The sequence below is a fragment of the Neisseria polysaccharea genome, assembly GCF_963392925.1.
GTDB lineage: Bacteria > Pseudomonadota > Gammaproteobacteria > Burkholderiales > Neisseriaceae > Neisseria > Neisseria polysaccharea.
Genome location: NZ_CAUJNZ010000016.1, coordinates 1 through 21231, shown reverse-complemented (window position 1 = coordinate 21231; position 21231 = coordinate 1). Strand labels below are relative to the sequence as shown.

Below are 21231 nucleotides of genomic sequence, written 5' to 3'. Positions count from 1 at the left end.
TTTCGCGTTTTCAGACGGCATTTGAAAACCGATGCCGTCTGAAAGGCAGAATCCGTGAAAACTCCCCACGCAGGTATTATCCCGATCGGGTGTAAAGGGTATTTCTCAGCCGCCTGAACATCAGGCAGCACCCCTGTTTCGATGTTGGGCAAAATTAAAACACGGGCTTGGATTTTTGTAAAGAAAATAATATTTCAAATCAGGCATAAACCGACGGACGGCAAAATTTTATGATTTTTCGCGGAAGTAATGTTTGACAACATAAAAAATCTGCCGTATAGTTTCGTTTTCTGACGCGGGATGGAGCAGCATGGTAGCTCGTCGGGCTCATAACCCGAAGGTCGTAGGTTCGAATCCTGCTCCCGCAACCAAATATCAAACCCCTCGGTTCAATGCCGAGGGGTTTTGTTTTGCCTGTTTCCTGCCACCTCCGTTTTTTGCCGGATTTTCCTTCCTGCCGCAATATCGGAACGGCAGCCCGCCGTCTGTTTGCGGTTGCAAATTCAGGCGGTTTGGCTACAATCTTCCGCATTATGTTCAAGAAAGCCGACTATGCCGACCGTCCGTTTTACCGAATCCGTCAGCAAACACGACCTTGATGCCCTATTCGAGTGGGCAAAGGCAAGTTACGGTGCAAAAAGTTGCTGGAAAACGCTGTATCTGAACGGCCTGCCTTTGGGAAACCTGTCGCCGGAATGGGCGGAGCGCGTTCAGAAAGACTGGGAGGCAGGCTGCTCGGAGTCTTCAGACGGCATTTTCCTGAATGCGGACGGCTGGCCGGATATGGGCGGCCGCTTGCAGCACCTCGCCCGAATATGGAAAGAGGCGGGACTGCTTCACGGCTGGCGCGACGAGTGTTTCGACCTGACCGACGGCGGCGGCAATCCCTTGTTCGCGCTCGAACGCGCCGCTTTCCGTCCGTTCGGACTGCTCAGCCGCGCCGTCCATCTCAACGGTCTGACCGAATCGGACGGCCGATGGCATTTCTGGATAGGCAGGCGCAGTCCGCACAAAGCAGTCGATCCCGGCAAGCTCGACAATACTGCCGCCGGCGGTGTTTCCGGCGGCGAAATGCCGTCTGAAGCCGTGTGCCGCGAAAGCAGCGAAGAAGCCGGTTTGGATAAAACGCTGTTTCCGTTTATCCGCCCGGTATCGCGGCTGCACAGCCTGCGCCCCGTCAGCCGGGGTGTACACAATGAAATCCTGTATGTATTCGATGCCGTCCTGCCCGAAACCTTCCGGCCTGAAAATCAGGATGGCGAAGTGGCGGGTTTTGAAAAGATGGACATTGGCGGCCTGTCGGATGCTATGTTGTCCGGACGCATGATGCACGATGCCCAACTGGTTACGCTGGACGCATTCGACCGTTACGGATTAATCGCCCCGAACCACCCTCTGTCGGGCTGGCTTCGCGGCATCAGGACTTAGGAACCGGTATGCTCAAATTGAACAAAGTCTGCAAACGCTTCGGCAATAAAACCGTCGCCGATGACATCTGCCTGACTGTCGGGCACGGCAAAATACTTGCCGTTTTGGGACAGTCTGGCTGCGGAAAATCCACCCTGCTGAATATGATTGCGGGGATTGTCCGTCCGGACGGCGGCGAAATTCGGCTGAACGGGGAAAACATTACCCGTATGCCGCCCGAAAAACGCCGTATTTCTCTGATGTTTCAAGATTACGCGCTGTTTCCCCATATGAGTGCGCTGGAAAATGCGGCATTCGGTTTGAAAATGCAAAAAATGCCGAAAGCCGACGCCGAACGCCTTGCCATGGCGGCACTTGCCGAAGTCGGGCTGGAAAACGAGGCGCACCGCAAGCCTGAAAAACTTTCCGGAGGCGAGAAGCAACGGTTGGCACTGGCGCGCGCTTTGGTTGTCCGCCCTTCCCTGCTGTTGCTGGACGAATCGTTTTCCAGTTTGGACACGCATTTGCGCGACCGGCTGCGCCGCATGACTGCCGAACGCATCCGCAAGGGCGGCATCCCTGCCGTTTTGGTGACTCATTCGCCCGAAGAAGCCTGTACGACGGCAGACGAAATCGCCGTGATGCATGAAGGGAGAATTCTACAATACGGCACGCCCGAAACATTGGTCAAAACACCGTCCTGCGTGCAGGTCGCCCGACTGATGGGGCTGCCCAATACCGACGATGACCGCCATATTCCGCAACATGCGGTGCGTTTCGACCAAAACGGCATGGAGTGCCGCGTATTATCCCGTACCTGTTTGCCCGAATCGTTCAGCCTATCCGTCCTCCATCCGAAACACGGCATCCTGTGGCTGAACCTCGATATGCCGCACGCCGGTGAAATATCGGGAAACGATACGGTACGCATCCATATCGAAGACAAGGAAATCGTCCGTTTCCGTTGATGCTTCCTTAAAAACAAAATGCCGTCTGAAAAACCTTTCAGACGGCATTTTTTTACCAAAGCAGCTATATTTTTTCTAAGGGCGTTATTTGACTGCAATCTTTTTCTATTGTCAACAATATTTATTTCCGCACTTTGGCTTCGGCTTCCTCCCCTGCCGGCGCGCTGTTCATCTGTTTGATCAGCTTTTCCGCCTTTTCCTCGTCCTCGCAGCGGACGATTTTGGCAATATCGTTTTCGAGCTGTGCGATATTGCTGTTCAGGATGATGTTTTTGACGGGCAGGATGTTGTTGGGATTCATCGAAAAACGGCGCAGCCCCATACCCAATAAAACGCGGGTAAACGCCGTGTCGCCCGCCATTTCGCCGCACACGGACACGTCTTTTTCCATACGGTTGGCGGTACGGATGACGTGTTGCAGCATTTTCAACACGGAAGGATGTCCGGGCTGGTAGAGGTGGCTGACGCTGTCGTCGCTGCGGTCGACGGACAAGATATATTGAATCAGGTCGTTGGTACCGATGGAAATAAAATCGACCAGTTTTAAAATGCTGCCGACGGTCAACGCGGCCGAGGGGATTTCAATCATGCAGCCGACACCGACATCGCCGAAGGCTTCACCGCGCTCGGTAAGCTGCCGCTGGGCAGTATCCAAATGAATCAGGCATTGGCGCACTTCGGACAAGGAGGTAATCATCGGCCACATCATGCGCACGGGACCATGTACCGCCGCACGGAGGATGGCGCGCATCTGGGTGCGGAACATGACCGGTTCGGCAAGGCACAGGCGGATGCCGGTCATGCCCAGTGCGGGGTTGAGGCTGCCGTTGGGGGTGGCGTTTTGACCGAACCAGCGGGGGTTTTTATCCACGCCTAAATCAACGATTCGGATGGTCACGCTTTTGCCTTTCATTTTTTTGACAATCGCGCTGTAAACTTCATACTGTTCGTCTTCAGACGGCATCGTATCGCGGTTCAGGTAAAGAAACTCGCTCCTGAACAACCCGATGCCGTCTGCGCCAAGATTGTGCAGCAATTTGACATCTTCGGCTGATTCTATATTGCCCAAAAGCTCGATACAGACCCCGTCGGCGGTAGCAGCGGCGGTCTTTTTGAGCTTGTTCAACTCGCGTTTGTGGCTGCGGTATTCGCGGGCACGGCGGCGGTATTCGTTCAACACCGACTCATCCGGCGAAATAATCAATACGCCGTTGATACCGTCCACGATGACTGTTTCGCCTTCGGTAATCAGTTTGCGCGCGTTGTGCAGCCCGATGACGGAGGGAATATCCAAACTCCTGCCCAAAATCGCCGTATGACTGGTCGGACCGCCGACATCGGTTACAAAAGCGGCAATCCGCTGCTCCTTGAATAAAACCGTATCGGCAGGCGAAAGGTCGTGCGCAATCAGCACGGTTTCGTCAAACAGGTTGTCGGCAACATTTAAATCGTTGCCCTGCCCAACCAGGTTGTTGTGGATGCGCTGGACGACTTGCAGCATATCCTGCTTGCGTTCGCGCAAATAGGCATCGCCTATGCCGTCAAACTGGGCGGCAAGTTTGTCGCTCTGCTGCTTCAATGCCCATTCGGCGTTGATTTTTTGTTCTTTTAAAATATCGACGGGTTCGCGCGACAAGGTTACATCGGTCAGCAGCATCAGGTGCAGCGAAATAAACGCGCCCAATTCGGTCGGGGCGTTTTCGGGAATCGCGCTGCGCAGCTGTTCCAACTCTTTGCGCGTGGCTTTGATGGCGGCATCGAAACGGGCGGCTTCGGTGTCGATGAGCTCGTCTGAAACGTCGTATTGCGGCACTTCAGCCGTGCCGCGCGTAATCAGGTGGGCTTGTCCGATGGCGATGCCTTTGCCCGCGGCGACACCGTGCAGCACGATACTCATTATTCGCCCTCGCCGAAGTAGTCGTTGATTAAGTCGGTCAATGCCTTCATGGCGGCGGCTTCGTCCAAGCCGTCGGTTTCCAGCTCGATGACGGTGCCTTTGGCGGCGGCGAGCATCATTAAGCCCATGATGCTTTTGCCGTTGACGCGGCTGCCGTTTTTCGTAACCCAGACTTCGCTTTGAAACTGAGACGCGGTTTGGGTGAACTTGCTGGACGCGCGGGCGTGAAGTCCGAGTTTGTTGATGATTTCGATGGATTGTTTGAGCATTTCGATTCCCGTTTTATGTATATCGGCAGCAGACGCCGTTTAAAATGTTTTCTTGTCCTACCGCTCCTTCAGGCGGCATCATGGTTTTTCCGGCACACCAAATCGTCCGGTGCGGACATGATGGCGAAAATGCCTTTTACCGCCGCTTCCCTGACACTCTCGGTGAAGGCGTCAAGGTCTTCCGCCGTCGGCGAATATTGGACGGCCTTAATCATCATCGGCGCATTCAGGCCGGTCAGAATGGCCGATTTGTTTTCGCGTACAAGGCGGCGGGCTGCATTGCAGGGGGTCGCACCGAAAATATCGGTCATAATCAGCACGCCGTCGTTGTCGGGAAATTCCTGAAGCGCGGCAATGGCGTTGTTGATGATATCGTCTTGGCCTTCCGTCGGCTGCACGCCGAGTATGCGGACGTTTTCAGGCAGCCCGCTTGGGAAAAAATGATGTGCCAGCTTGCGGTAGGCTTCGCCTATGGTTTCGTGTGTAACGATTAAAAGCCCTATCATGGTATATATGCGTCCTGTTTATAATTCTTCTGCAACCTGCCGTATAAACGTTATGCCGTCTGAAAAACATTCAGACGGCATGCCTGCCTATTTGCCGTTCAGTGCGTAAATCTCGCCTAGATTGCGCCAGCAGCCTGCCGCATCCATGCCGTAACCGAAAACATAACGGTTCGGCACATCCAGTCCGACATAATCGGCTCGGATAGGCTTGGGTTTGTCGATCAGCTTGTTGGCGAACACCGCCGAACGGCAGCTTGCCGCACCCATTTCCAAAAGTTTGGCTTGAATGGCGGACATCGTATGCCCTTCGTCTAGAATATCGTCCAACACGACCACATGCCTGCCTCGGATTTGTTCCGCATCGGGCATACGTTCCCAGTTGAACACGCCGCCCTCCAGCTTATCGCCGTAACGGGAAACATGAACATAATCAAAATCTAAGGGAAAGCGCAACAGCGGCAACAACTGGCCCGTAAACACCACCGCCCCACCCATCACGGGCAGCAGCAACGGATATCTGCCGCCCAAATCGCGCGTAATCTCATCCGCTACTTTTTGCAGTGCGGCGCGGCATTGCCCTTGGTCGAACAAAAGATCGGCGTTTTCAAGCATCGCCTGTGTTTCAAGGCGTTTGGTTTCTAAATCGGTCATATGTCGGAATCAGTCGGTAAAAGGAAAATTATAAACCAAAGTATCGGATGCCGTCCGAACCGTCCTGCTCAGCGGTCGGTACGCACGCGCACGAAGGTGGCGAATTTCGGCGTACCTTTCTGCGTAAAGCCACGGTAACGGTAGGTAATCAGCGTACCGATTTTAGGTGGGTTGTCGCGGTCTTTGTCTTTGAAGCCGCTGCCAATGCGGAATTCGCCGTGTCGGTTTTTACAGCCGACCGCACCCAGCCGTCCGGCATTGCGCCCTTTGCCTTCATAGTGCCGCGTTACCGTGCATTCGTCGTCGTATTGACTTTTCAGCTTCAATAATTGGCTGCTCCTGCCGCCGCTATAACGGGATTCGGGCTGGCGCAGCATCACGCCTTCGCCTCCCTGCGCTTCGATTTGTTTTAAAAAGTCCATCGCGTGCTGCCGGTCGCGCACTTTGATTTGCGGGATGATGGTAATCGGCGCGTTCGGATGCGTTTTCAGCCATTGCGTTGCGACTGCCAAACGTTGGTAAAGGTTGCCCTGCGCCTTGGGTACGTCGAAAACGTGCAGGCGGATGCCGCGCCAATCTCCGGAAGACGAACGCACGGCGGCGGAAATCTGCTCGAACTGACCGCGTCCGCTGTACAATTCGCCGTCCAAAGGATAAGGCGGAAACTGCGCGGTAAAACCTTTGGGCGGAGCAAACGCATAGCCCTGACGGCTTATCAGGTGCTTTCCGTCCCAATAGGCGCGCACGCCGTCGAGTTTCTCGCTCATCACCCAGCCTGCAATCTCTTGGTCTTTGTATTCCTGCGCCAGCATCAAATCCGCCGCGCCTGCCGATGCAGGGATGAAAACCTCCGTAAAAATCGGTATGATGCCGCCGATTATCTTCTTAATCACCTGATTCCCCCAATATCAAAACAGGCGGCAAACCGCCATAAAACAAACGGCAAACCCGATGCCGTCTGAAAACCGTTTAGGAACACGCCGATGACCCTACGTTACGAAATCCTCCCCGTTACCCCTTTCCGCCAAAACTGCACCCTGATTTGGGACGACGAAAGCGGCGAAGCCGTCCTGACCGATGTCGGCGGCGATGTGCCGTTCCTGCTGCAAGCGTTGGCAAACCGCAAACTTACGCTCACGGCAATCTGGCTGACGCACGGTCATTTCGATCACGCGGGCGGCGTGGTCGAAATGTTGAAAACGCATAAAGTCCCCGTCCTCGGTCCGCACCGCGAAGATGAATTCCTGCTCCAATCGCTGCCGCAAACCACCGCGCAATACGGATTCCCCGTCTCGCCCGCCTTTGCGCCGAACCATTGGCTCGAAGAAGGCGAAACGCTCACGGTCGGACGCTACGCCTTCCAAGTGCTGCATATTCCGGGGCACACGCCGGGACACGTGGTTTTCTATTGTGCCGAAGCGGAGCTGCTGATTGCGGGCGACGTGCTGTTTTACGAAACCATAGGCAGAACCGATTTTCCGCGCGGCAACCACGCCGACTTAATCAATAATATCCGCAACAAATTATTCGCCCTCCCCGAAACCGTGCAAGTTGTCGCCGGACACGGGCGTATGACTTCCATCGGACACGAAAAACGGCACAATCCTTTTTTCTAACCGCTTTCACTACGGTCTTCAGACGGCATCATCTGCACTGATGCCGTCTGAAACACAAAAAACTTAGGCAACCGCCGCCTTGCCGGTGTACCTCGCCGGACAAGGCTTTGGTAAATACTTCAAACAAACCCTGAATCAGAACCGGTACAGTTACGCCGCGCTTTCGGCATTCCCGCTCCGGCTGAAACAATATTTTTCCGCACAAGTCAGACTGCTTCATCTTCTGCCGCGTGTTCCAAAGATTCCGGCAACGCCGTTGTTTCACCGGCACACTCGGTCAAATCTCGTGCAAGCTGCTTGTTTGCCTTTACCCCCAACAGACGCAGCTTCTCGGCGCGTCCGACCAAATTGCCCCGCCCCTCGGCAAGTTGCTTAAATGCCGTCTGAAAACTGCTTTGCGCCTGATCGATGCCTTTGCCGACGCTTTCAAGCGTCTGTACGAAACCGACAAACTTGTCGTACAGCTTGCCGCCTTCGTCCGCAATCGCCAGTGCGTTCTGATTTTGCTGTTCGTTGCGCCAAATATTCGCCACCGTCCGCAAAGTCGCCAGCAGCGTACTGGGGCCGACCAGCATAATCCGTTTGTCGAAACACTCTTGGAACAAGCCCGCGTCATTCTGCAACGCCAACAGGTAGGCCGGTTCGACAGGGATAAACATAAAGACGAAATCCAATGTGTTCACACCTTCCAAATCGGTGTAATCCTTCAGCGACAAGCCTTTCATATGCGCGCGTATGCTGGCAACGTGTGCCGCCAACTCGCGCGCCGCCGTATCCGCATCCGCCGCCTGCGTATAGCGCACATAAGCCGTCAGCGAAACCTTGGAATCAATCACAATCTGTTTGTTGTCCGGCAGGTTGACCAAGACATCCGGCTGCAAACGGCGCGTGCTGCCGTCTTCCTCCTTACGGACAGATGCTGCCTGAACCGTATATTCCCGTCCCTTCTGAAGGCCGGAATTTTCTAAAACCGTTTCCAGAATCATCTCGCCCCAATTGCCCTGAACCTTATTCTGCGTACCGGTCAGCGCGTTGGTCAGGGCCTTTGCCTCGCTGTGCAGCTGCGCATTCAACCCTTGAAGCCGTTTCAATTCGTTTTCCAAAGTCAGCCGCTCGCGCGATTCTTTATCATAGGTTTGCTTGACCAACTCGCCGAAACCGTGGATGCGTTCGTTCAGCGGGTTCAAAACCTGATGGAGCTGCTCTCGGTTCTGCTCAGTAAAACGGCGGCTTTTTTCTTCTAAAATCGTGTTGGCAAGATTTTGAAACTGATCGCTCAAACTCTTGCGCGCCTCGCCCAGCAAGGACAGCTTCTCTTCAGAAGCAAGGCGTTCCTGTTCGATTTGCGTTGTCAAACGTTCGTTTTCAACCGCCAAACCCTGTGCCTTTTCCTGCAAATCGATATGCGACTGCCTCAACCGCTCCGCTTCTGCCTCTTTTTCCTGCAAATGGGCAATCTGTTTTTCGGCTGCGGCAAAACGGTTGCCTACATCGGAAAGGTCGTTTTGCACATCACGGACAGTTTGGCGGCTTTCTTCCAAATCGGTTTCGACTCTTTGGCGGATTTGGCGTTCCAGCGCATATTGGTCGGCAAACGCCTTCCGTTCCTGCCCGAGCTGGGTTGCCAAACGTTCGTTTTCAACCGCCAAACCCTGCGCCTTTTCCTGCAAATCGATATACGACTGCCTCAACCGCACCGATTCCGCCTCTTTTTCCTGCAAATGGGCAATCTGCTTTTCGGCTGCAGAAAAACGGTTGCCCAAAGCATAATTTTCGTCCTGCAAATGCCGGTATTTCTCGTCCAATACCGCCAATTCCGACACGGTTTTGCCGTGCGCCTGTTCGACAAAATCACATCTTGCCGCCTTTTCCGCCAATTGCGCGTTCAATACGGCTAATACACCTTGAAACCGGCTCTTCATCAGTAACCATGTAAACAACACGCCTGACACCAACGCCGCCAAAGGCAGCAAAACAGTCATCAGTTCCATCAATCATCCTAATATTCAAACATTTTTCACACTGGACAAAACAGCCGCTTATTCCGATTCTACCTGTTTGTTCGACATAGCTCCAAAAAATATAGCGGATTGGCTTTAAACCTGTTCGACATCGCCTTACCATGCTGCTTGCGGTTTCAGACCTTTTCCTAATTCAATATCAATCTGCCACAAACCCTGATTAAGTTCCCGATGTCTGACATTTTTAGAATGATGCCGTCTGAAATGTTGCAGCTATGTTCAGACGGCATACGGGTGCTGATTTTCCCAAGGGGCCGAAGCATGCAAAAAGGGCAAACCCTAAAGGATTTGCCCTTTTGTTCCAAACGCTTAGTGTACGTCTTTCCAATATTCTTTTTTCAGGAAATACGCCAAAGGCAGCATAACCGCAAATAGGAAAATCATCACGATATAGCCTATACGTTTGCGTTGCAGTTGTGCAGGCTCGCCCATGTACACAAGATAGTTCACCAAATCGCGTACATATGCGTCGTACTCTTTTTGGATCACTTTGCCGTTCGGCAGACGGCGGCTGTGCAGACCAGTAGATTCCCAATACAGCTTAGGCTTCATCTCGCCGTGTTCGTCTTTTACCATAACCGGCTGACCTTTGGCATCCAACTCAACGGCTTGAACACCTTGTTGTTCCCACAGCGGGTGAGGCATACCGACTTTATCAAATACGGTATTGTTCCAGCCGCTCGGACGCGTAGGATCCTTATAGAATCCGCGCATATAGGCGTAAAGGTAGTCTGCACCTTTGGAACGCGCAATCAACGTCAAATCGGGCGGAGCAGCACCAAACCATTTTGCCGCATCTTTAGGATCCATTGCAGCATGCATCACATCGCCGACATTATCGGTGGTAAACATCAGGTTTTTCTTGATTTCTTCGTCAGTCAAACCGATGTCTTTCAAACGGTTGAAACGCATACCGCTTGCCGAGTGGCAGGACAGGCAATAGTTGGTAAAGATTTGTGCGCCGCGCTGCAAGCTTACTTGGTCGCGCAAATCGATATCGACTTTCTCATAGTGTGCATGACCGCCCGAAGCAAATGCCGCACTCATAGGTACTGCCAGCAATAAGGCAGCAAACCAGTTTTTCAGAGTTTGTTTCATTTTCGCTGCCCTCATCAGATATTGGTTGCAAACAAGTAAGCACCGACAACGGTAATACCGACGTAAACAAAGAACATAATTTTTTGTTTAGTAGTGCTCATGGTTACGCGCTCAGGAACTGGTTTGTTGGTATCCAGTTTGGTATAGAACGGCATACCCAGGAAGAATGCAAAGTAGACGAAAGACAGGATACGAGCAACCAAAGTACGAGTATCAGTTGCTACCATTGCACCCAAAATACCCAAACCGATGAAGGCAATGATGAACAGAACCAACGCAGTTTTGAAGATTGGGCCGCGATAGCGGACAGATTTAACCTCGCCTTTATCCAACCAAGGCAACAAGGCAATCAGTACAACTGCTGCACCCATACCGATTACACCCCATACCTGAGTACCGGCAAAGGAAGGAATCGCACGCAGAATTGCGTAGAACGGAGTGAAGTACCATACCGGCGCAATATGCGGAGGTGTTTTCAGCGCATTTGCTGCATCGAAGTTTGGCGCTTCCAAGAAGTAGCCGCCGCCTTCTGGTGCAAAGAACAACACGGAACAGAAGACAATCAGGAATACAACAACACCCAAGATGTCTTTAACGGTGTAGTAAGGATGGAATGGGATACCATCGCGCGGGATACCGTTTTCGTCTTTGTTTTTCTTGATTTCAACGCCGTCAGGGTTGTTAGAACCCACTTCGTGCAGTGCGATGATGTGCGCCACAACCAAGCCGAGCAATACCAGCGGTACTGCGATAACGTGCAGGGCAAAGAAGCGGTTCAGGGTAACATCGGAAACGTTGAAGTCGCCGCGGATCCAAGTGGACAAATCAGGACCGATAACAGGGATGGCGGAGAACAGGTTAATAATTACCTGCGCACCCCAGAAGGACATTTGACCCCAAGGCAACAGGTAGCCCATAAAGGCTTCCGCCATCAATGCCAAGAAAATCAGAGAACCGAAAATCCACACCAACTCACGGGGTTTTTTGTACGAACCGTAAATCAAACCACGGAACATGTGCAGATAAACGACGATGAAGAAGAAAGATGCGCCGGTGGAGTGCATGTAGCGGATAATCCAACCGCCGGACACGTCGCGCATGATGTACTCTACTGCAGTAAAGGCAGCAGGCAGATGGTAGGCGTTAAGGTTGCCGTCCGGTTTGTAGTTCATAGTCAGGAAAATACCGCTGACGATTTGAATCACAAGGACAAGCAAGGCTAAAGAGCCGAAGTAATACCAGAAGTTGAAGTTCTTTGGTGCGTAGTATTGAGCCAAATGCTCATTCCACATCTTAGACAGGGGGAAACGAGCGTCCATCCAGCCTAACAATGCTTTTGCTTTGCTATTGGTTTGGTTTGCCATAATTATCGTTCCTTATTCTCAGTCTTCACCCACCAAGATGGTAGTATCGCTCAGATATTTGTAAGGCGGTACGACCAAGTTGGTCGGCGCAGGAACACCTTTATACACCCTGCCTGCAATGTCGAATTTCGAACCGTGGCAGGGGCAGAAAAAGCCACCCTTCCAGCCCGCACCCAAATCGGCAGGTGCAATGTCGGGACGGTAGGTCGGAGAACAGCCCAAATGGGTACAGATACCGATGGCAACGAGAATGTTCGGTTTAATCGAACGTGTCTCGTTTTTAGCGTATTCCGGCTGTTGTTTCACATCGGAATTGGGATCAGTAAGTTCGCCGTTCAGGCTTTTCAGGTCTTTAAGCTGTTGATCCGTACGGTTGACCACCCAAATCGGTTTGCCTTGCCACTCAGCAGTCAACATCTGACCTGCTTCGATTTTGCTGACATCCACTTCGACGGCAGCACCGGCGGCCTTAGCTTTTTCCGAAGGGAAAAAACTGGCCACAAACGGCGTTGCCACACCCAATGCTGCCACTCCGCCTGCGCCGCAGGTCGCAAGTGTCAGGAAACGGCGGCGGCCGTTATTGATTTCTTGATTATCCATTATTCAGTCGTCCTAATATTTTGGGAATACCGAGCCATTAAACATTGCAATTTTACCCAGTTTGCAGTGATACTCAAAGCATTATTTAAAATAAGGTAAAGTTTTATGATATTTCTCAATAATCAAGCCGGATTGCCTTCATCAAAATGACACACTTCCAATCCGAACACTCCTACCGCCGCCTCCGCCAATGCCTGTACGCCGTAACGTTCCGTCGCATGATGCCCTGCAGAAACAAAAGCCGTACCCGTTTCATTGGCAAGATGGTATTGGGCTTCAGAGATTTCCCCCGTCAAATATAAATCGACACCTTCGTCTATTGCCGTCTGAAAAAACCCCTGCGCCCCCCCGCTGCACCATGCAACCTTTCTGATTTCACGGTTCAAATCGCCGATAACGACCGGCTTCCTCTGCAAAACTGCTTCAATATGGACAGCCAATGCACCAAGTGTCTTGACTTGTTTCAGGCTTCCTGAGTTAAGCAGGTTTTGTTCGCCAAAACGCCTTTCGACTGTAAAACCGAGTTTTTCAGCGAGTTGGGCGTTATTTCCTAATTCAGGATGCGCATCCAGCGGTAAATGGTAAGCCGCCATATTGATGTCGTGCCGCAACAGTGCGGCAATCCGTTCTTTTTTCCAACCGGTAACGGTCGGCGGTTCGTTTTTCCAAAACATACCGTGATGGACCAGAAGCAAATCTGCCTTCTGCTCCACAGCAAAATCAATCGCTGCCCTGCTTGCAGTTACCGACGTAACGATTTTCCCGATATATTCCCTCCCTTCAACCTGCAAACCGTTGGGGGCGTAATCTTTAAACGATGCCGTCTGCAATGTTTCATTACACCAAGTCAGAAAATCCCTGCGCAATACCATCTTTTTTCCTAATCGCTTTAAACAAGCGGGCATTCTAATCGCAAAATGTCCGGAATTCACATTTTTCCGATTTGCACCCGCATATGAATTATTTTAATATGCGCCTGTTCAATATGCCGTCTGAAACCTCATGGATTCCATCATCGAACTGCGCCACCTCAAGACCCTACTGGCACTTGAAGAAACCGGCAGCGTCTCCCTTGCCGCCAAACGGGTTTTCCTTACCCAATCGGCACTTTCCCACCAAATCCGTATGCTTGAAAACCACTACGGCGCACCGTTGTTCGAACGAAAATCCACGCCTTTACGCTTTACCCCGGTTGGAGAAAGGCTGTTACGCCTCGCTCACGACCTGTTGCCTCAAGTTACCGATGCAGAACGTGATTTGGCACGCATCATAGAAGGAGAGGCAGGAGAATTGCGGATTGCCGTCGAATGCCATACCTGTTTCGACTGGCTCATGCCCGCAATGGGTGAATTCCGCCCGATATGGCCCCAAATCGAACTGGATATCGTATCGGGATTCCAAGCGGACCCTATCGGACTGCTGCTGCAACACCGCGCCGATCTTGCCATTGTTTCCGAAGCAGAAAAACAAAACGGTATTTCTTTCCAACCGCTGTTTGCCTACGAAATGGTCGGCATTTGCGCACCGGACCATCCGCTTGCCGCCAAAAACGTTTGGACGGCGGAAGACTTTATCGGGGAAACCCTGATTACCTATCCCGTTCCCGATGAAATGCTGGATTTACCCAAAAAAATCCTGATTCCGAAAAACATCAACCCGCCACGCCGACACAGCGAACTGACCATCGCCATCATCCAACTGGTTGCCAGCCGAAGGGGAATCGCTGCCCTTCCCTACTGGACCGTTATGCCCTATCTTGAAAAAGGCTATGTCGTTCACCGGCAGATTACCGACGACGGACTGCAAAGCAAACTGTATGCCGCCATCCGCACTGAAGACACAGATAAAAGTTATCTGAACAACTTTTGCCAAATCATACGTGAACGCGGCTTTGCGGACTTGCCCGGATTAAGTGAGTTGGAACCGGTCTGATTTCCCTTGTTCAAACCATACCCGGGCGGTTTTTCTATTTTTTCATGTACTGTTTTTGATTTTTGCCCAATCTGTAATCTTTAGATTACCAATGGAAAACCGCCTGTTACAAATAAAAAACCCTGCGATAAGCAGGGTTTTTTGAATTTCCAACATTAACGTTTGGAGAATTGTTTTGCACGGCGTGCTTTGCGCAGACCCGGTTTTTTACGTTCGACTTCGCGTGCATCGCGGGTAACGAAACCGGCTTGAGACAAGGCGGGTTTCAGCGCGGCATCGAAGTCGATCAGGGCACGGGTAATGCCGTGACGGATAGCACCGGATTGACCGGTTTCACCACCGCCGACAACATTGACTTTGATGTCGAACGATTCTGTGTTTTCAGTCAGAACCAAGGGTTGGCGAACAACCATTCGGCTGGTTTCGCGTGCGAAGAATTCGTCAACGGGGCGGCCGTTTACGATGATTTGACCTGTACCTTTAGTCAGGAATACACGAGCCACTGAACTTTTGCGGCGGCCTGTGCCGTAGTAGTATTTACCGTTCATGTCGCGTCCTTATTTCAATTCCAAAACTTTGGGTTGTTGTGCGGCATGGGCATGTTCTGCACCAGCGTACACTTTCAGTTTTTTAATCATAGCGTAACCCAGTGGACCTTTAGGCAACATGCCTTTTACGGCTTGTTCCAAAGCGCGGCCCGGGAATTGCTCTTGCATTTCGCGGAAAGTGCGTTCGTAGATACCGCCCGGGAAACCGGAGTGACGGAAGTATTTTTTATCTTCGAATTTGGCACCGGTTACACGCAGTTTGTCCGCATTGATAACAATGATGTAATCGCCGGTATCGACGTGGGGGGTGTATTCAGGTTTGTGTTTGCCACGCAAACGGCTGGCGACTTCGGCTGCAACGCGACCCAAGACTTTGTCTTGAGCATCGATGACGAACCATTCGCGCTTCACCTCGTGGGGTTTCGCTGAAAAGGTTTTCATAGTGGAAATCCAGATAGATATAGAAAGTTGTAAATTTTAAAGATGACGGCGCATTTTGTCAATCGCATTACTGCGTTACGACGAGGTTTTCTCATTGCACCATCGGTTGCGGACAGTTTGCATTTCTCTAGGCGTTTTATTCTAAAGGAAAGGCCGCATCTTGCGATGCGGCCTTATATGGGAATCCCCGCGAGAGCCGTTTCGGCCGAATCCGCTTGAACCTTGCTGACAAGGCGGCTGCCTCGGGTAGTTTCGGGTGCGTCCGCAAAAGGACGCTCGCGCCCACTACGGCTCCCGACAACCTTAAGCGAACTTATTGGTTCAAAGGAATATATGCCTTCGCTGACACCGCAGGGAAAAACTGTTATTCCTGCCCCAAGCGGGATAGTGCTTTTTGGCAGGCGTTGTCCATGTCGGTTATTTTACGCGCAAAATCGCCGATTGCCAAATCGCCGTTAAGGGAAATTTTCAACAGGTCATGGACGACATTGAGTGCGGCCATGATGACGATTTTCTCGCTGTCGGCAACTCGTCCGCCTTCTCGGATTGCCTCGGCTTTTCTGTTGAGCATTTCGACTGCCTGCAAAAGTGTGTCTTTTTCTTCTGCCGGCGTGTTGACGGTCAATTGGGCGTGCATGACTTCGATGTGGACTTGTTCGATATTCATCCTCTACTCCTTATCACTGCGTTTCCTGATTTTGGGGAAGCTGTGCAATCAGTGCTTCGATTCTTGCCCTGCTCTGTTCGAGTAGGGTGCGATATCGTGAATTTTCTTCCATCAGGCTGTCAATCTTGTTTTGCAGGTCTTCCTTGAGTTTGCTGACTTGAATGAGCAGGGCTTCGCTGAGTTCGTCAACGGCGGTTTTGTGTTCGTATTCCTGTCGCTCGTGCGCCCGTTTGAGTTCGGCGACGGTTTCTTTGAGGCCGCGGTTTTCGCTGATGAGGGTTTCGAATTTTTGTACCAACGTATAAACGCTGCTTTCGAGTTTTTCGATATTTTGTTTCATAACCTTACCTGTCCGTATGCCGTCTGAAGGCTTCAGACGGCATCTGTTTGTTGTTTATTCGAAACGCGCGCTGCGTTCCATCAGTCTTTCGACAACCTGTTGCGGGGTCATTTCTTTGCGGATGAGTTGCAGCAGGGTTTGGGTAATCGGCATGTCGATTTGGTACTTACAGGCAGTATTAAAGACTTCTTCTATGGTGCTGACCCCTTCTGAAACGTGCCCGATTTCGACAAGCACCTGATGCAGTTCCTTGCCTTCTGCCAAACCCAAGCCGACGCGGCGGTTGCGTGAGAGTGCGCCGGTACAGGTCAAGATGAGGTCGCCGATACCGGCCAGCCCCATCATGGTTTTAGGCTGTGCGCCCATTGCGGAGGCAAGGCGGGTGATTTCGGCCAATCCGCGCGTAACCAATGCGGCGCGGGCGTTGAGTCCGTACTCTAGACCGTCGGACAATCCGGTGGCAATCGCCATAACGTTTTTTACCGCGCCGCCGACTGCCACGCCGATAACGTCGGTACTGCCGTAAAGCCGCATAACCGAAGTGTTGAGCCGTGGGACAAGTTCCTCGACCCATTCTTGGTTTTCGGAAGCGAGGACGACGGCACAAGGCAGTTGTTTGGCGAGTTCCTGTGCAAAACTCGGGCCGGAGAGTACGCCGATTTTTTTATTGTCGGGCAATACTTCTTTCAATACTTGGAAGGTCAGCAGTCCGGTATCCTGCTCGAAGCCTTTGCAGGCAGCGAGGACGGGGAGGTGTCCCGCGCCATACTGTTTGAGCAGTTCCGCACTGCTTCTCAAACCTGCGACAGAAGTAACAATCAACACCAGCCCGCTGTCTTTGAGCGCGTCTGCCAAATCCGCACACACTTCCAGCGTTTCGGGAAAGGGGAAACCGGGAAGCCCGTGTTTGTTTTCACGTTCTTCCTTCATTTGGCGGACTTGATCTGCGTTGCGCGTCCATAGGGATACGCGGTTGCCGTGTTGGGAAAAATGCAGGGCGAGCGCCGTACCCCACGAACCTGCGCCGATAACGGTAATTTTCATTGGTCGTCTTTCAACATATCACTGCCGTTCACTTTAAAACAATCGCTGTTTCTCTGCAAGTGCAGACAGGGAAATGCCGTCTGAAAGGCGTTCAGACGGCATTTTGCCCCGATGTGGCACTATCAACCGGTATTACGCAAACCTTGCGCCACGCCGTTAATGGTCAGGTGAACCATCAGCAGCGCGTGCGGATTGTCGGGTTCTTTACGCAGGCGTTTGAGCATGGCGACTTGCAGGCCGTTGAGGGCATTCAGGTATGGAATCCTCAAGGCGAGCGAACGGGCAAGGCTGCGGTTGTCGCGCAAAAGTTCCTCGGTTTGCAGCAGGTCGAGCAGGGCTTTGCGGCTGCGCCGGTATTCTTCCTTAATCATGCCGAAGATGACGGCGGCTTTTTCCGGCGATTCGCTCAAACCGGCGTAGTTTTCCGCCAAGGTGATGTCGGTTTTCGCCATCACTTGTTCCATATTGGAGAGCATGGCTTGGAAGAATGGGTTGTTTTGAGCGTGTTCGCGCAGGGCGGCGAGCGTTTCTGGTTTGCCTTCGCACAAGGTTTCCACCGCGCTGCCGAAACCGTACCACGCGGGCAGCATGAGGCGGTTTTGCATCCAAGAGAATACCCACGGAATCGCGCGCAAATCCTGTATCCGCGCCAAGGTTTTGCGGCTGGCGGGGCGGCTGCCGAGGTTGAGGGTGGCGATTTCCTGAATCGGGCTGGTTTGCAGGAAGTAGTCGATGAAGTCGGGGTGGGTAATCAGCTCGCGATAGTATTTAAACGATACGTCCGACAAATCCTGCATCAGTTTGGCATCAGGGTCTCTTTTATCCGGCAGGATACTGGCTTCCAAAGTGGCGGCAACCAAGGTTTCGAGGTTGCGCACAGCGTTGCTGGGGTCGGCATATTTGGCGGTAATGACTTCGCCTTGCTCGGTGATGCGGATTTGCCCCGCCACGCTGCCTGCCGGTTGGGCGAGAATGGCTTGGTAAGACGGGCCGCCGCCGCGACCTACGCTGCCGCCGCGACCGTGGAACAAGCGCATGCGGACATCGTATTTTTTGAAGAGTTCGACCAAGCCCAATTCCGCCTGATAGAGGCACCAGGAGCTGGTAACGTAGCCGCCGTCTTTGTTGGAGTCGGAGTAGCCGAGCATAATTTCTTGGATGTTGCCCCGGCTTTCGAGCAGTGCGCCGTACCAGTCGAGGCGGAACATGGTTTCCATCACCGGGCAGGCGTTTTCCAACGCTTCGATGGTTTCAAACAGCGGCACGATGTTGATGCGGCTGTGCGGTTTGCCGTTTTCCACCGCCAACAGGCCGCTTTCTTTCAGCAGCAATGCCAAGGCGAGCAGGTCGCCGGGTTGTTCGCAGTTGGAAATAATGCTTTGTGTTACGGCATCTTCGCCGAATTCGTCTTTGATTTTGCGCGCTTCGTTGAAAATCGCCAGTTCGCGGCGGGTGTGTTCGCTGTATGTGATGAACGGGCTGTACAGAGGGCGTTGGTGGCCCAGTTCGCGCAACAGGGCGGCTTGTTTCTGCTCTTCGGAGAGGCTGTTGTAGTCTTCCAGGCCGGCGTGTTGGAAAAGCTCGGCAACCACATCGGCGTGTTTGCCCGCGTGTTGGCGCAAATCAAGCGGCATCATATGGAAGCCGAACACGGACACGGAACGGATGAGGTCTGCCAGACGGCCTTCGGCAAGCAGGCGGCTGCCGTTGTCGATAAGGGAACGTTGCAATTTTTCCAAATCATCGAGAAATTCTTGTGCCGAAGCATAAGGCTCGAGAAAGCCGAATTTGCAGCCCATGCCCAAACCGAGCGCGCGCGCTTTGCCCATAGCGCGCGCCATGATGTAAGCAATGGCGCGGCGGTAGGGTTCTTCCGTGCGGGCAGTTTCTTCGTCGGGCGATTTGTCGGACAACGCCATCACATCGCCGTTGACTTTGACGCGGCGGATGGAGAGCGGCAGTTCGCGGTAAAGTTTGTCGAGTTCGCCACGGTAAAAACGGAACACGGCATCGGCGTGGCGGCGGAAGGCAAAGCGCAGGGTTTCGGCAGAAACAAACGGATTGCCGTCGCGGTCGCCGCCGATCCAGCCGCCGATTTTGAGGATGTCCGGAACGCGGACATCGGGATAGGCCGTCTGAAAGTCGTGTTCCATCTTGCGGTAGAGCTTGGGCAGGGCTTCAAAAAAGCTCATCGGGAAGATGGACACGCCGTTGTTGATTTCGTCGTTGACGCTGAGTTTGTGGCGGCGCGTTTCGCTGGTCTGCCACAAGCCCAAAAGCACGGTGTCGATTTCGCGGCGCAGCCGTGCCAGCGCGTCGGCATTGGTGCAGCGTTCGCGTTGCGGCAGCAGCGCGCGGATGCGGCGGTTGAAATTCAAAACGGTTTGGCGTTGCACTTCGGTCGGGTGCGCGGTCAAAACGGCGGTAACGGACGTATTGTCCAACTGCCGCTGCACCGATTTACCGTCGGCTTTCCCCGCTTTGAGCCTGCGGACGGTTTCCGTCAGGCTGCCTTCTGCTGCGTTGTGGCCGGCATCTTCGTGGATTTGGCGGCGGCGTTCGTGGTGCACGTCTTCGGCGATGTTCAAAATCTGGGCGAACAGCCCGCAGGCAAGCGTCAGATCGTAGGTCTGCCGTTCGTCCAATTGCGGCAATACTTTTTCAATCAATGCCGCGCTGTCGTCGGAAGTGGACAAGAGTTTGACCGTTTCGACAACCAACGGCGAGGCTTCTTCGTGCAGGAGGTTGAACAGGGATTGTTTCAGAAATTCCGCGTCCGCCGCCAAAGCCGCGTCCTTCGGATTGTTCAGAATATGCAGTTGCATGATTTTTCTCTCATTGCCGTAAATACTGTAAATGTACCTCAAATGCCGCATCCGTGCCAAACCGTTCACACTTTAACCGCCCGTGTCCCGAAATGCCGTCTGAAGTTGAACGCCGCCCGACGGCAGCGTTACAATCGCCCGCAACTGTTTTTTCCGAACATCATCATGACCACGACCGAACACGACAACGACGATGAACTCCTGCTGCGGTACAGCCGCCACATCCTCTTGGACGAAATCGGCATCGAAGGGCAGCAGAAACTTTCCGCCGCGCATATTTTGGTCGTCGGCTGCGGCGGTTTGGGTGCCGCCGCCCTGCCCTACCTTGCCGCTTCCGGCATCGGCACGCTGACCATAGCCGATTCCGACACGGTCGAACTGCACAACCTGCAACGTCAGGTTGCATTTGACGAGGGCGATGTCGGCAAGCCCAAAGCCGAAGCCTTGGCAGACCGCCTGAAACGCATCAACCATACCGTCAACGTCCGCGCCGTCAACGAAAAACTCGACGGCTGCCGCCTGACCGGTTTGGTTCAAGCCGCCGACATCGTTTTAGACTGCTGCGACAACTACGCCACGCGGCAAGCCGTCAACCGTGCCTGCGTGCAAACGAAAACACCGCTGGTTTCAGGGGCGGCGGTACGCTTTGAAGGGCAACTTGCCGTGTACCGTCCCGACTTGCCCGACTCGCCGTGTTACGCCTGCCTGTTTGACGGCGGATCGGCTTCAGACGGCATCTGTTCCCTCTTCGGCGTGTTCTCGCCGCTGGTCGGCATCATCGGCAGTACCCAAGCGGCGGAAGCTCTGAAAATCCTGCTGGATGCGGGCGAACCGTCGCACGGCAGGCTGGCGGTTTACCGTGCCTTGGAAGGGGGCTGGCAATATTTCGACCTGCCGCGCAACCCCGAATGCCCGGTTTGCGGCGCGGAACGGTAAAACCCTGCCGCCGTTTCAGACGGTATCCAAACGGATGCGGAGGAACGGTTTTAAAAATTTACATTTCTTTGCAAAAAAAAAAAAAAAAAAAAAAAAAAATT

At 53.0% G+C, this 21231-nt stretch carries 21 protein-coding genes, 1 tRNA gene, 1 other RNA gene and 1 riboswitch; of the genes, 6 read left to right on the top strand and 17 right to left on the bottom strand.

Annotated features, from left to right (window positions below; genetic code table 11):
* Positions 1–45: 45 nt before the first annotated feature.
* Positions 46–145: riboswitch (TPP riboswitch) on the bottom strand.
* Positions 146–294: 149 nt separating this feature from the next.
* From RDY34_RS09245 to RDY34_RS09235, 3 genes are all read left to right on the top strand, one after another.
* A tRNA-Met gene (locus RDY34_RS09245) sits at positions 295–371 on the top strand.
* A gap of 181 nt (positions 372–552) precedes the next feature.
* Positions 553–1428, top strand: coding sequence for an NUDIX hydrolase (locus tag RDY34_RS09240; protein WP_115178147.1), 876 nt, complete (start codon positions 553–555; stop codon positions 1426–1428).
* Positions 1429–1436: 8 nt separating this feature from the next.
* Complete coding sequence (locus RDY34_RS09235) at positions 1437–2375, top strand: ABC transporter ATP-binding protein (RefSeq protein WP_308184543.1); 939 nt, start codon at positions 1437–1439, stop codon at positions 2373–2375.
* 121 nt (positions 2376–2496) lie between these two features.
* On the opposite strand, the gene ptsP is transcribed toward RDY34_RS09235, so the two are convergent.
* The 5 genes from ptsP to RDY34_RS09210 form a co-directional block, all read right to left on the bottom strand.
* The gene (gene ptsP, locus RDY34_RS09230; RefSeq protein ID WP_003753551.1) at positions 2497–4272 is read right to left on the bottom strand and encodes a phosphoenolpyruvate--protein phosphotransferase; all 1776 of its coding nucleotides are present in this window, start codon (positions 4270–4272) and stop codon (positions 2497–2499) included.
* Positions 4272–4541: an HPr family phosphocarrier protein gene (locus RDY34_RS09225; RefSeq protein ID WP_003677272.1), complete on the bottom strand. Its 270-nt coding sequence runs from the start codon at positions 4539–4541 to the stop codon at positions 4272–4274. Before RDY34_RS09225 ends, ptsP begins: the two co-directional genes overlap by 1 nt.
* A 68-nt stretch (positions 4542–4609) precedes the next feature.
* A complete protein-coding gene (locus RDY34_RS09220) occupies positions 4610–5047 on the bottom strand; it encodes a PTS sugar transporter subunit IIA (RefSeq protein WP_308184542.1) in 438 nt (145 codons plus the stop codon).
* 87 nt (positions 5048–5134) lie between these two features.
* On the bottom strand, positions 5135–5698 hold the full coding sequence (locus RDY34_RS09215; protein WP_003753556.1) for a hypoxanthine-guanine phosphoribosyltransferase: 564 nt from the start codon (positions 5696–5698) through the stop codon (positions 5135–5137).
* Between the two features lie 68 nt (positions 5699–5766).
* Complete coding sequence (locus RDY34_RS09210) at positions 5767–6591, bottom strand: DNA ligase (protein WP_308074847.1); 825 nt, start codon at positions 6589–6591, stop codon at positions 5767–5769.
* Between the two features lie 90 nt (positions 6592–6681).
* Between RDY34_RS09210 and RDY34_RS09205 the strand changes: the two genes are divergently transcribed.
* Positions 6682–7314, top strand: a complete 633-nt coding sequence (locus RDY34_RS09205) for an MBL fold metallo-hydrolase (RefSeq protein WP_308074846.1) — start codon at positions 6682–6684, stop codon at positions 7312–7314.
* Between the two features lie 206 nt (positions 7315–7520).
* Here RDY34_RS09205 and RDY34_RS09200 read toward each other — a convergent pair whose 3' ends face one another.
* From RDY34_RS09200 to RDY34_RS09180, 5 genes are all read right to left on the bottom strand, one after another.
* Positions 7521–9305 carry a DNA recombination protein RmuC gene (locus tag RDY34_RS09200; RefSeq protein ID WP_308074845.1) on the bottom strand — a complete coding sequence of 595 codons (1785 nt, stop codon included), beginning with the start codon at positions 9303–9305 and terminating at the stop codon, positions 7521–7523.
* A 339-nt stretch (positions 9306–9644) separates the two neighbouring features.
* The gene (locus tag RDY34_RS09195; RefSeq protein WP_308074844.1) at positions 9645–10433 is read right to left on the bottom strand and encodes a cytochrome c1; all 789 of its coding nucleotides are present in this window, start codon (positions 10431–10433) and stop codon (positions 9645–9647) included.
* A 14-nt stretch (positions 10434–10447) separates the two neighbouring features.
* Positions 10448–11797: a cytochrome b gene (locus tag RDY34_RS09190; RefSeq protein WP_003681866.1), complete on the bottom strand. Its 1350-nt coding sequence runs from the start codon at positions 11795–11797 to the stop codon at positions 10448–10450.
* An 18-nt stretch (positions 11798–11815) separates the two neighbouring features.
* On the bottom strand, positions 11816–12397 hold the full coding sequence (gene petA, locus RDY34_RS09185; RefSeq protein ID WP_308074843.1) for a ubiquinol-cytochrome c reductase iron-sulfur subunit: 582 nt from the start codon (positions 12395–12397) through the stop codon (positions 11816–11818).
* Between the two features lie 122 nt (positions 12398–12519).
* Positions 12520–13269 carry a Nif3-like dinuclear metal center hexameric protein gene (locus tag RDY34_RS09180; protein ID WP_308074842.1) on the bottom strand — a complete coding sequence of 250 codons (750 nt, stop codon included), beginning with the start codon at positions 13267–13269 and terminating at the stop codon, positions 12520–12522.
* Between the two features lie 130 nt (positions 13270–13399).
* Between RDY34_RS09180 and RDY34_RS09175 the strand changes: the two genes are divergently transcribed.
* Entirely contained in the window at positions 13400–14329 is a 930-nt protein-coding gene (locus tag RDY34_RS09175) for a LysR family transcriptional regulator (RefSeq protein ID WP_003677243.1), read from the top strand.
* 155 nt (positions 14330–14484) lie between these two features.
* On the opposite strand, the gene rpsI is transcribed toward RDY34_RS09175, so the two are convergent.
* From rpsI to ppc, 7 genes are all read right to left on the bottom strand, one after another.
* Positions 14485–14877 carry a 30S ribosomal protein S9 gene (gene rpsI, locus RDY34_RS09170; RefSeq protein ID WP_003677242.1) on the bottom strand — a complete coding sequence of 131 codons (393 nt, stop codon included), beginning with the start codon at positions 14875–14877 and terminating at the stop codon, positions 14485–14487.
* A 9-nt stretch (positions 14878–14886) separates the two neighbouring features.
* Positions 14887–15318 carry a 50S ribosomal protein L13 gene (rplM, locus tag RDY34_RS09165; RefSeq protein ID WP_002215010.1) on the bottom strand — a complete coding sequence of 144 codons (432 nt, stop codon included), beginning with the start codon at positions 15316–15318 and terminating at the stop codon, positions 14887–14889.
* A 180-nt stretch (positions 15319–15498) separates the two neighbouring features.
* Positions 15499–15678, bottom strand: a non-coding RNA gene (gene ssrS / locus RDY34_RS09160) — 6S RNA.
* Positions 15679–15682: 4 nt separating this feature from the next.
* Positions 15683–15985, bottom strand: a complete 303-nt coding sequence (locus RDY34_RS09155) for a cell division protein ZapA (RefSeq protein WP_250314700.1) — start codon at positions 15983–15985, stop codon at positions 15683–15685.
* A gap of 13 nt (positions 15986–15998) precedes the next feature.
* Positions 15999–16325 (bottom strand): hypothetical protein, encoded by a 327-nt coding sequence (locus RDY34_RS09150; protein WP_250314699.1) that lies wholly within the window; start codon positions 16323–16325, stop codon positions 15999–16001.
* Between the two features lie 54 nt (positions 16326–16379).
* Positions 16380–17369 (bottom strand): NAD(P)H-dependent glycerol-3-phosphate dehydrogenase, encoded by a 990-nt coding sequence (locus RDY34_RS09145; protein WP_308074841.1) that lies wholly within the window; start codon positions 17367–17369, stop codon positions 16380–16382.
* Positions 17370–17491: 122 nt separating this feature from the next.
* Positions 17492–20194 carry a phosphoenolpyruvate carboxylase gene (gene ppc, locus RDY34_RS09140; protein WP_308075268.1) on the bottom strand — a complete coding sequence of 901 codons (2703 nt, stop codon included), beginning with the start codon at positions 20192–20194 and terminating at the stop codon, positions 17492–17494.
* A gap of 42 nt (positions 20195–20236) precedes the next feature.
* On the opposite strand from ppc, the gene RDY34_RS09135 reads away from it, so the two are divergent.
* Positions 20237–21130 carry a HesA/MoeB/ThiF family protein gene (locus RDY34_RS09135; RefSeq protein WP_308033548.1) on the top strand — a complete coding sequence of 298 codons (894 nt, stop codon included), beginning with the start codon at positions 20237–20239 and terminating at the stop codon, positions 21128–21130.
* Positions 21131–21231: the final 101 nt, after the last annotated feature.

What these genes read in the sequence shown, in the direction of transcription:
- RDY34_RS09240 (WP_115178147.1), top strand. Translation starts at nt 553, where the DNA reads ATGCCGACCGTCCGTTTTACCGAATCCGTCAGCAAACACGACCTTGAT.
- RDY34_RS09235 (WP_308184543.1), top strand. Translation starts at nt 1,437, where the DNA reads ATGCTCAAATTGAACAAAGTCTGCAAACGCTTCGGCAATAAAACCGTC.
- ptsP (WP_003753551.1), bottom strand. Translation starts at nt 4,272, where the DNA reads ATGAGTATCGTGCTGCACGGTGTCGCCGCGGGCAAAGGCATCGCCATC.
- RDY34_RS09225 (WP_003677272.1), bottom strand. Translation starts at nt 4,541, where the DNA reads ATGCTCAAACAATCCATCGAAATCATCAACAAACTCGGACTTCACGCC.
- RDY34_RS09220 (WP_308184542.1), bottom strand. Translation starts at nt 5,047, where the DNA reads ATGATAGGGCTTTTAATCGTTACACACGAAACCATAGGCGAAGCCTAC.
- RDY34_RS09215 (WP_003753556.1), bottom strand. Translation starts at nt 5,698, where the DNA reads ATGACCGATTTAGAAACCAAACGCCTTGAAACACAGGCGATGCTTGAA.
- RDY34_RS09205 (WP_308074846.1), top strand. Translation starts at nt 6,682, where the DNA reads ATGACCCTACGTTACGAAATCCTCCCCGTTACCCCTTTCCGCCAAAAC.
- RDY34_RS09200 (WP_308074845.1), bottom strand. Translation starts at nt 9,305, where the DNA reads ATGGAACTGATGACTGTTTTGCTGCCTTTGGCGGCGTTGGTGTCAGGC.
- RDY34_RS09195 (WP_308074844.1), bottom strand. Translation starts at nt 10,433, where the DNA reads ATGAAACAAACTCTGAAAAACTGGTTTGCTGCCTTATTGCTGGCAGTA.
- RDY34_RS09190 (WP_003681866.1), bottom strand. Translation starts at nt 11,797, where the DNA reads ATGGCAAACCAAACCAATAGCAAAGCAAAAGCATTGTTAGGCTGGATG.
- petA (WP_308074843.1), bottom strand. Translation starts at nt 12,397, where the DNA reads ATGGATAATCAAGAAATCAATAACGGCCGCCGCCGTTTCCTGACACTT.
- RDY34_RS09180 (WP_308074842.1), bottom strand. Translation starts at nt 13,269, where the DNA reads ATGGTATTGCGCAGGGATTTTCTGACTTGGTGTAATGAAACATTGCAG.
- RDY34_RS09175 (WP_003677243.1), top strand. Translation starts at nt 13,400, where the DNA reads ATGGATTCCATCATCGAACTGCGCCACCTCAAGACCCTACTGGCACTT.
- rpsI (WP_003677242.1), bottom strand. Translation starts at nt 14,877, where the DNA reads ATGAACGGTAAATACTACTACGGCACAGGCCGCCGCAAAAGTTCAGTG.
- rplM (WP_002215010.1), bottom strand. Translation starts at nt 15,318, where the DNA reads ATGAAAACCTTTTCAGCGAAACCCCACGAGGTGAAGCGCGAATGGTTC.
- RDY34_RS09155 (WP_250314700.1), bottom strand. Translation starts at nt 15,985, where the DNA reads ATGAATATCGAACAAGTCCACATCGAAGTCATGCACGCCCAATTGACC.
- RDY34_RS09150 (WP_250314699.1), bottom strand. Translation starts at nt 16,325, where the DNA reads ATGAAACAAAATATCGAAAAACTCGAAAGCAGCGTTTATACGTTGGTA.
- RDY34_RS09145 (WP_308074841.1), bottom strand. Translation starts at nt 17,369, where the DNA reads ATGAAAATTACCGTTATCGGCGCAGGTTCGTGGGGTACGGCGCTCGCC.
- ppc (WP_308075268.1), bottom strand. Translation starts at nt 20,194, where the DNA reads ATGCAACTGCATATTCTGAACAATCCGAAGGACGCGGCTTTGGCGGCG.
- RDY34_RS09135 (WP_308033548.1), top strand. Translation starts at nt 20,237, where the DNA reads ATGCCGCATCCGTGCCAAACCGTTCACACTTTAACCGCCCGTGTCCCG.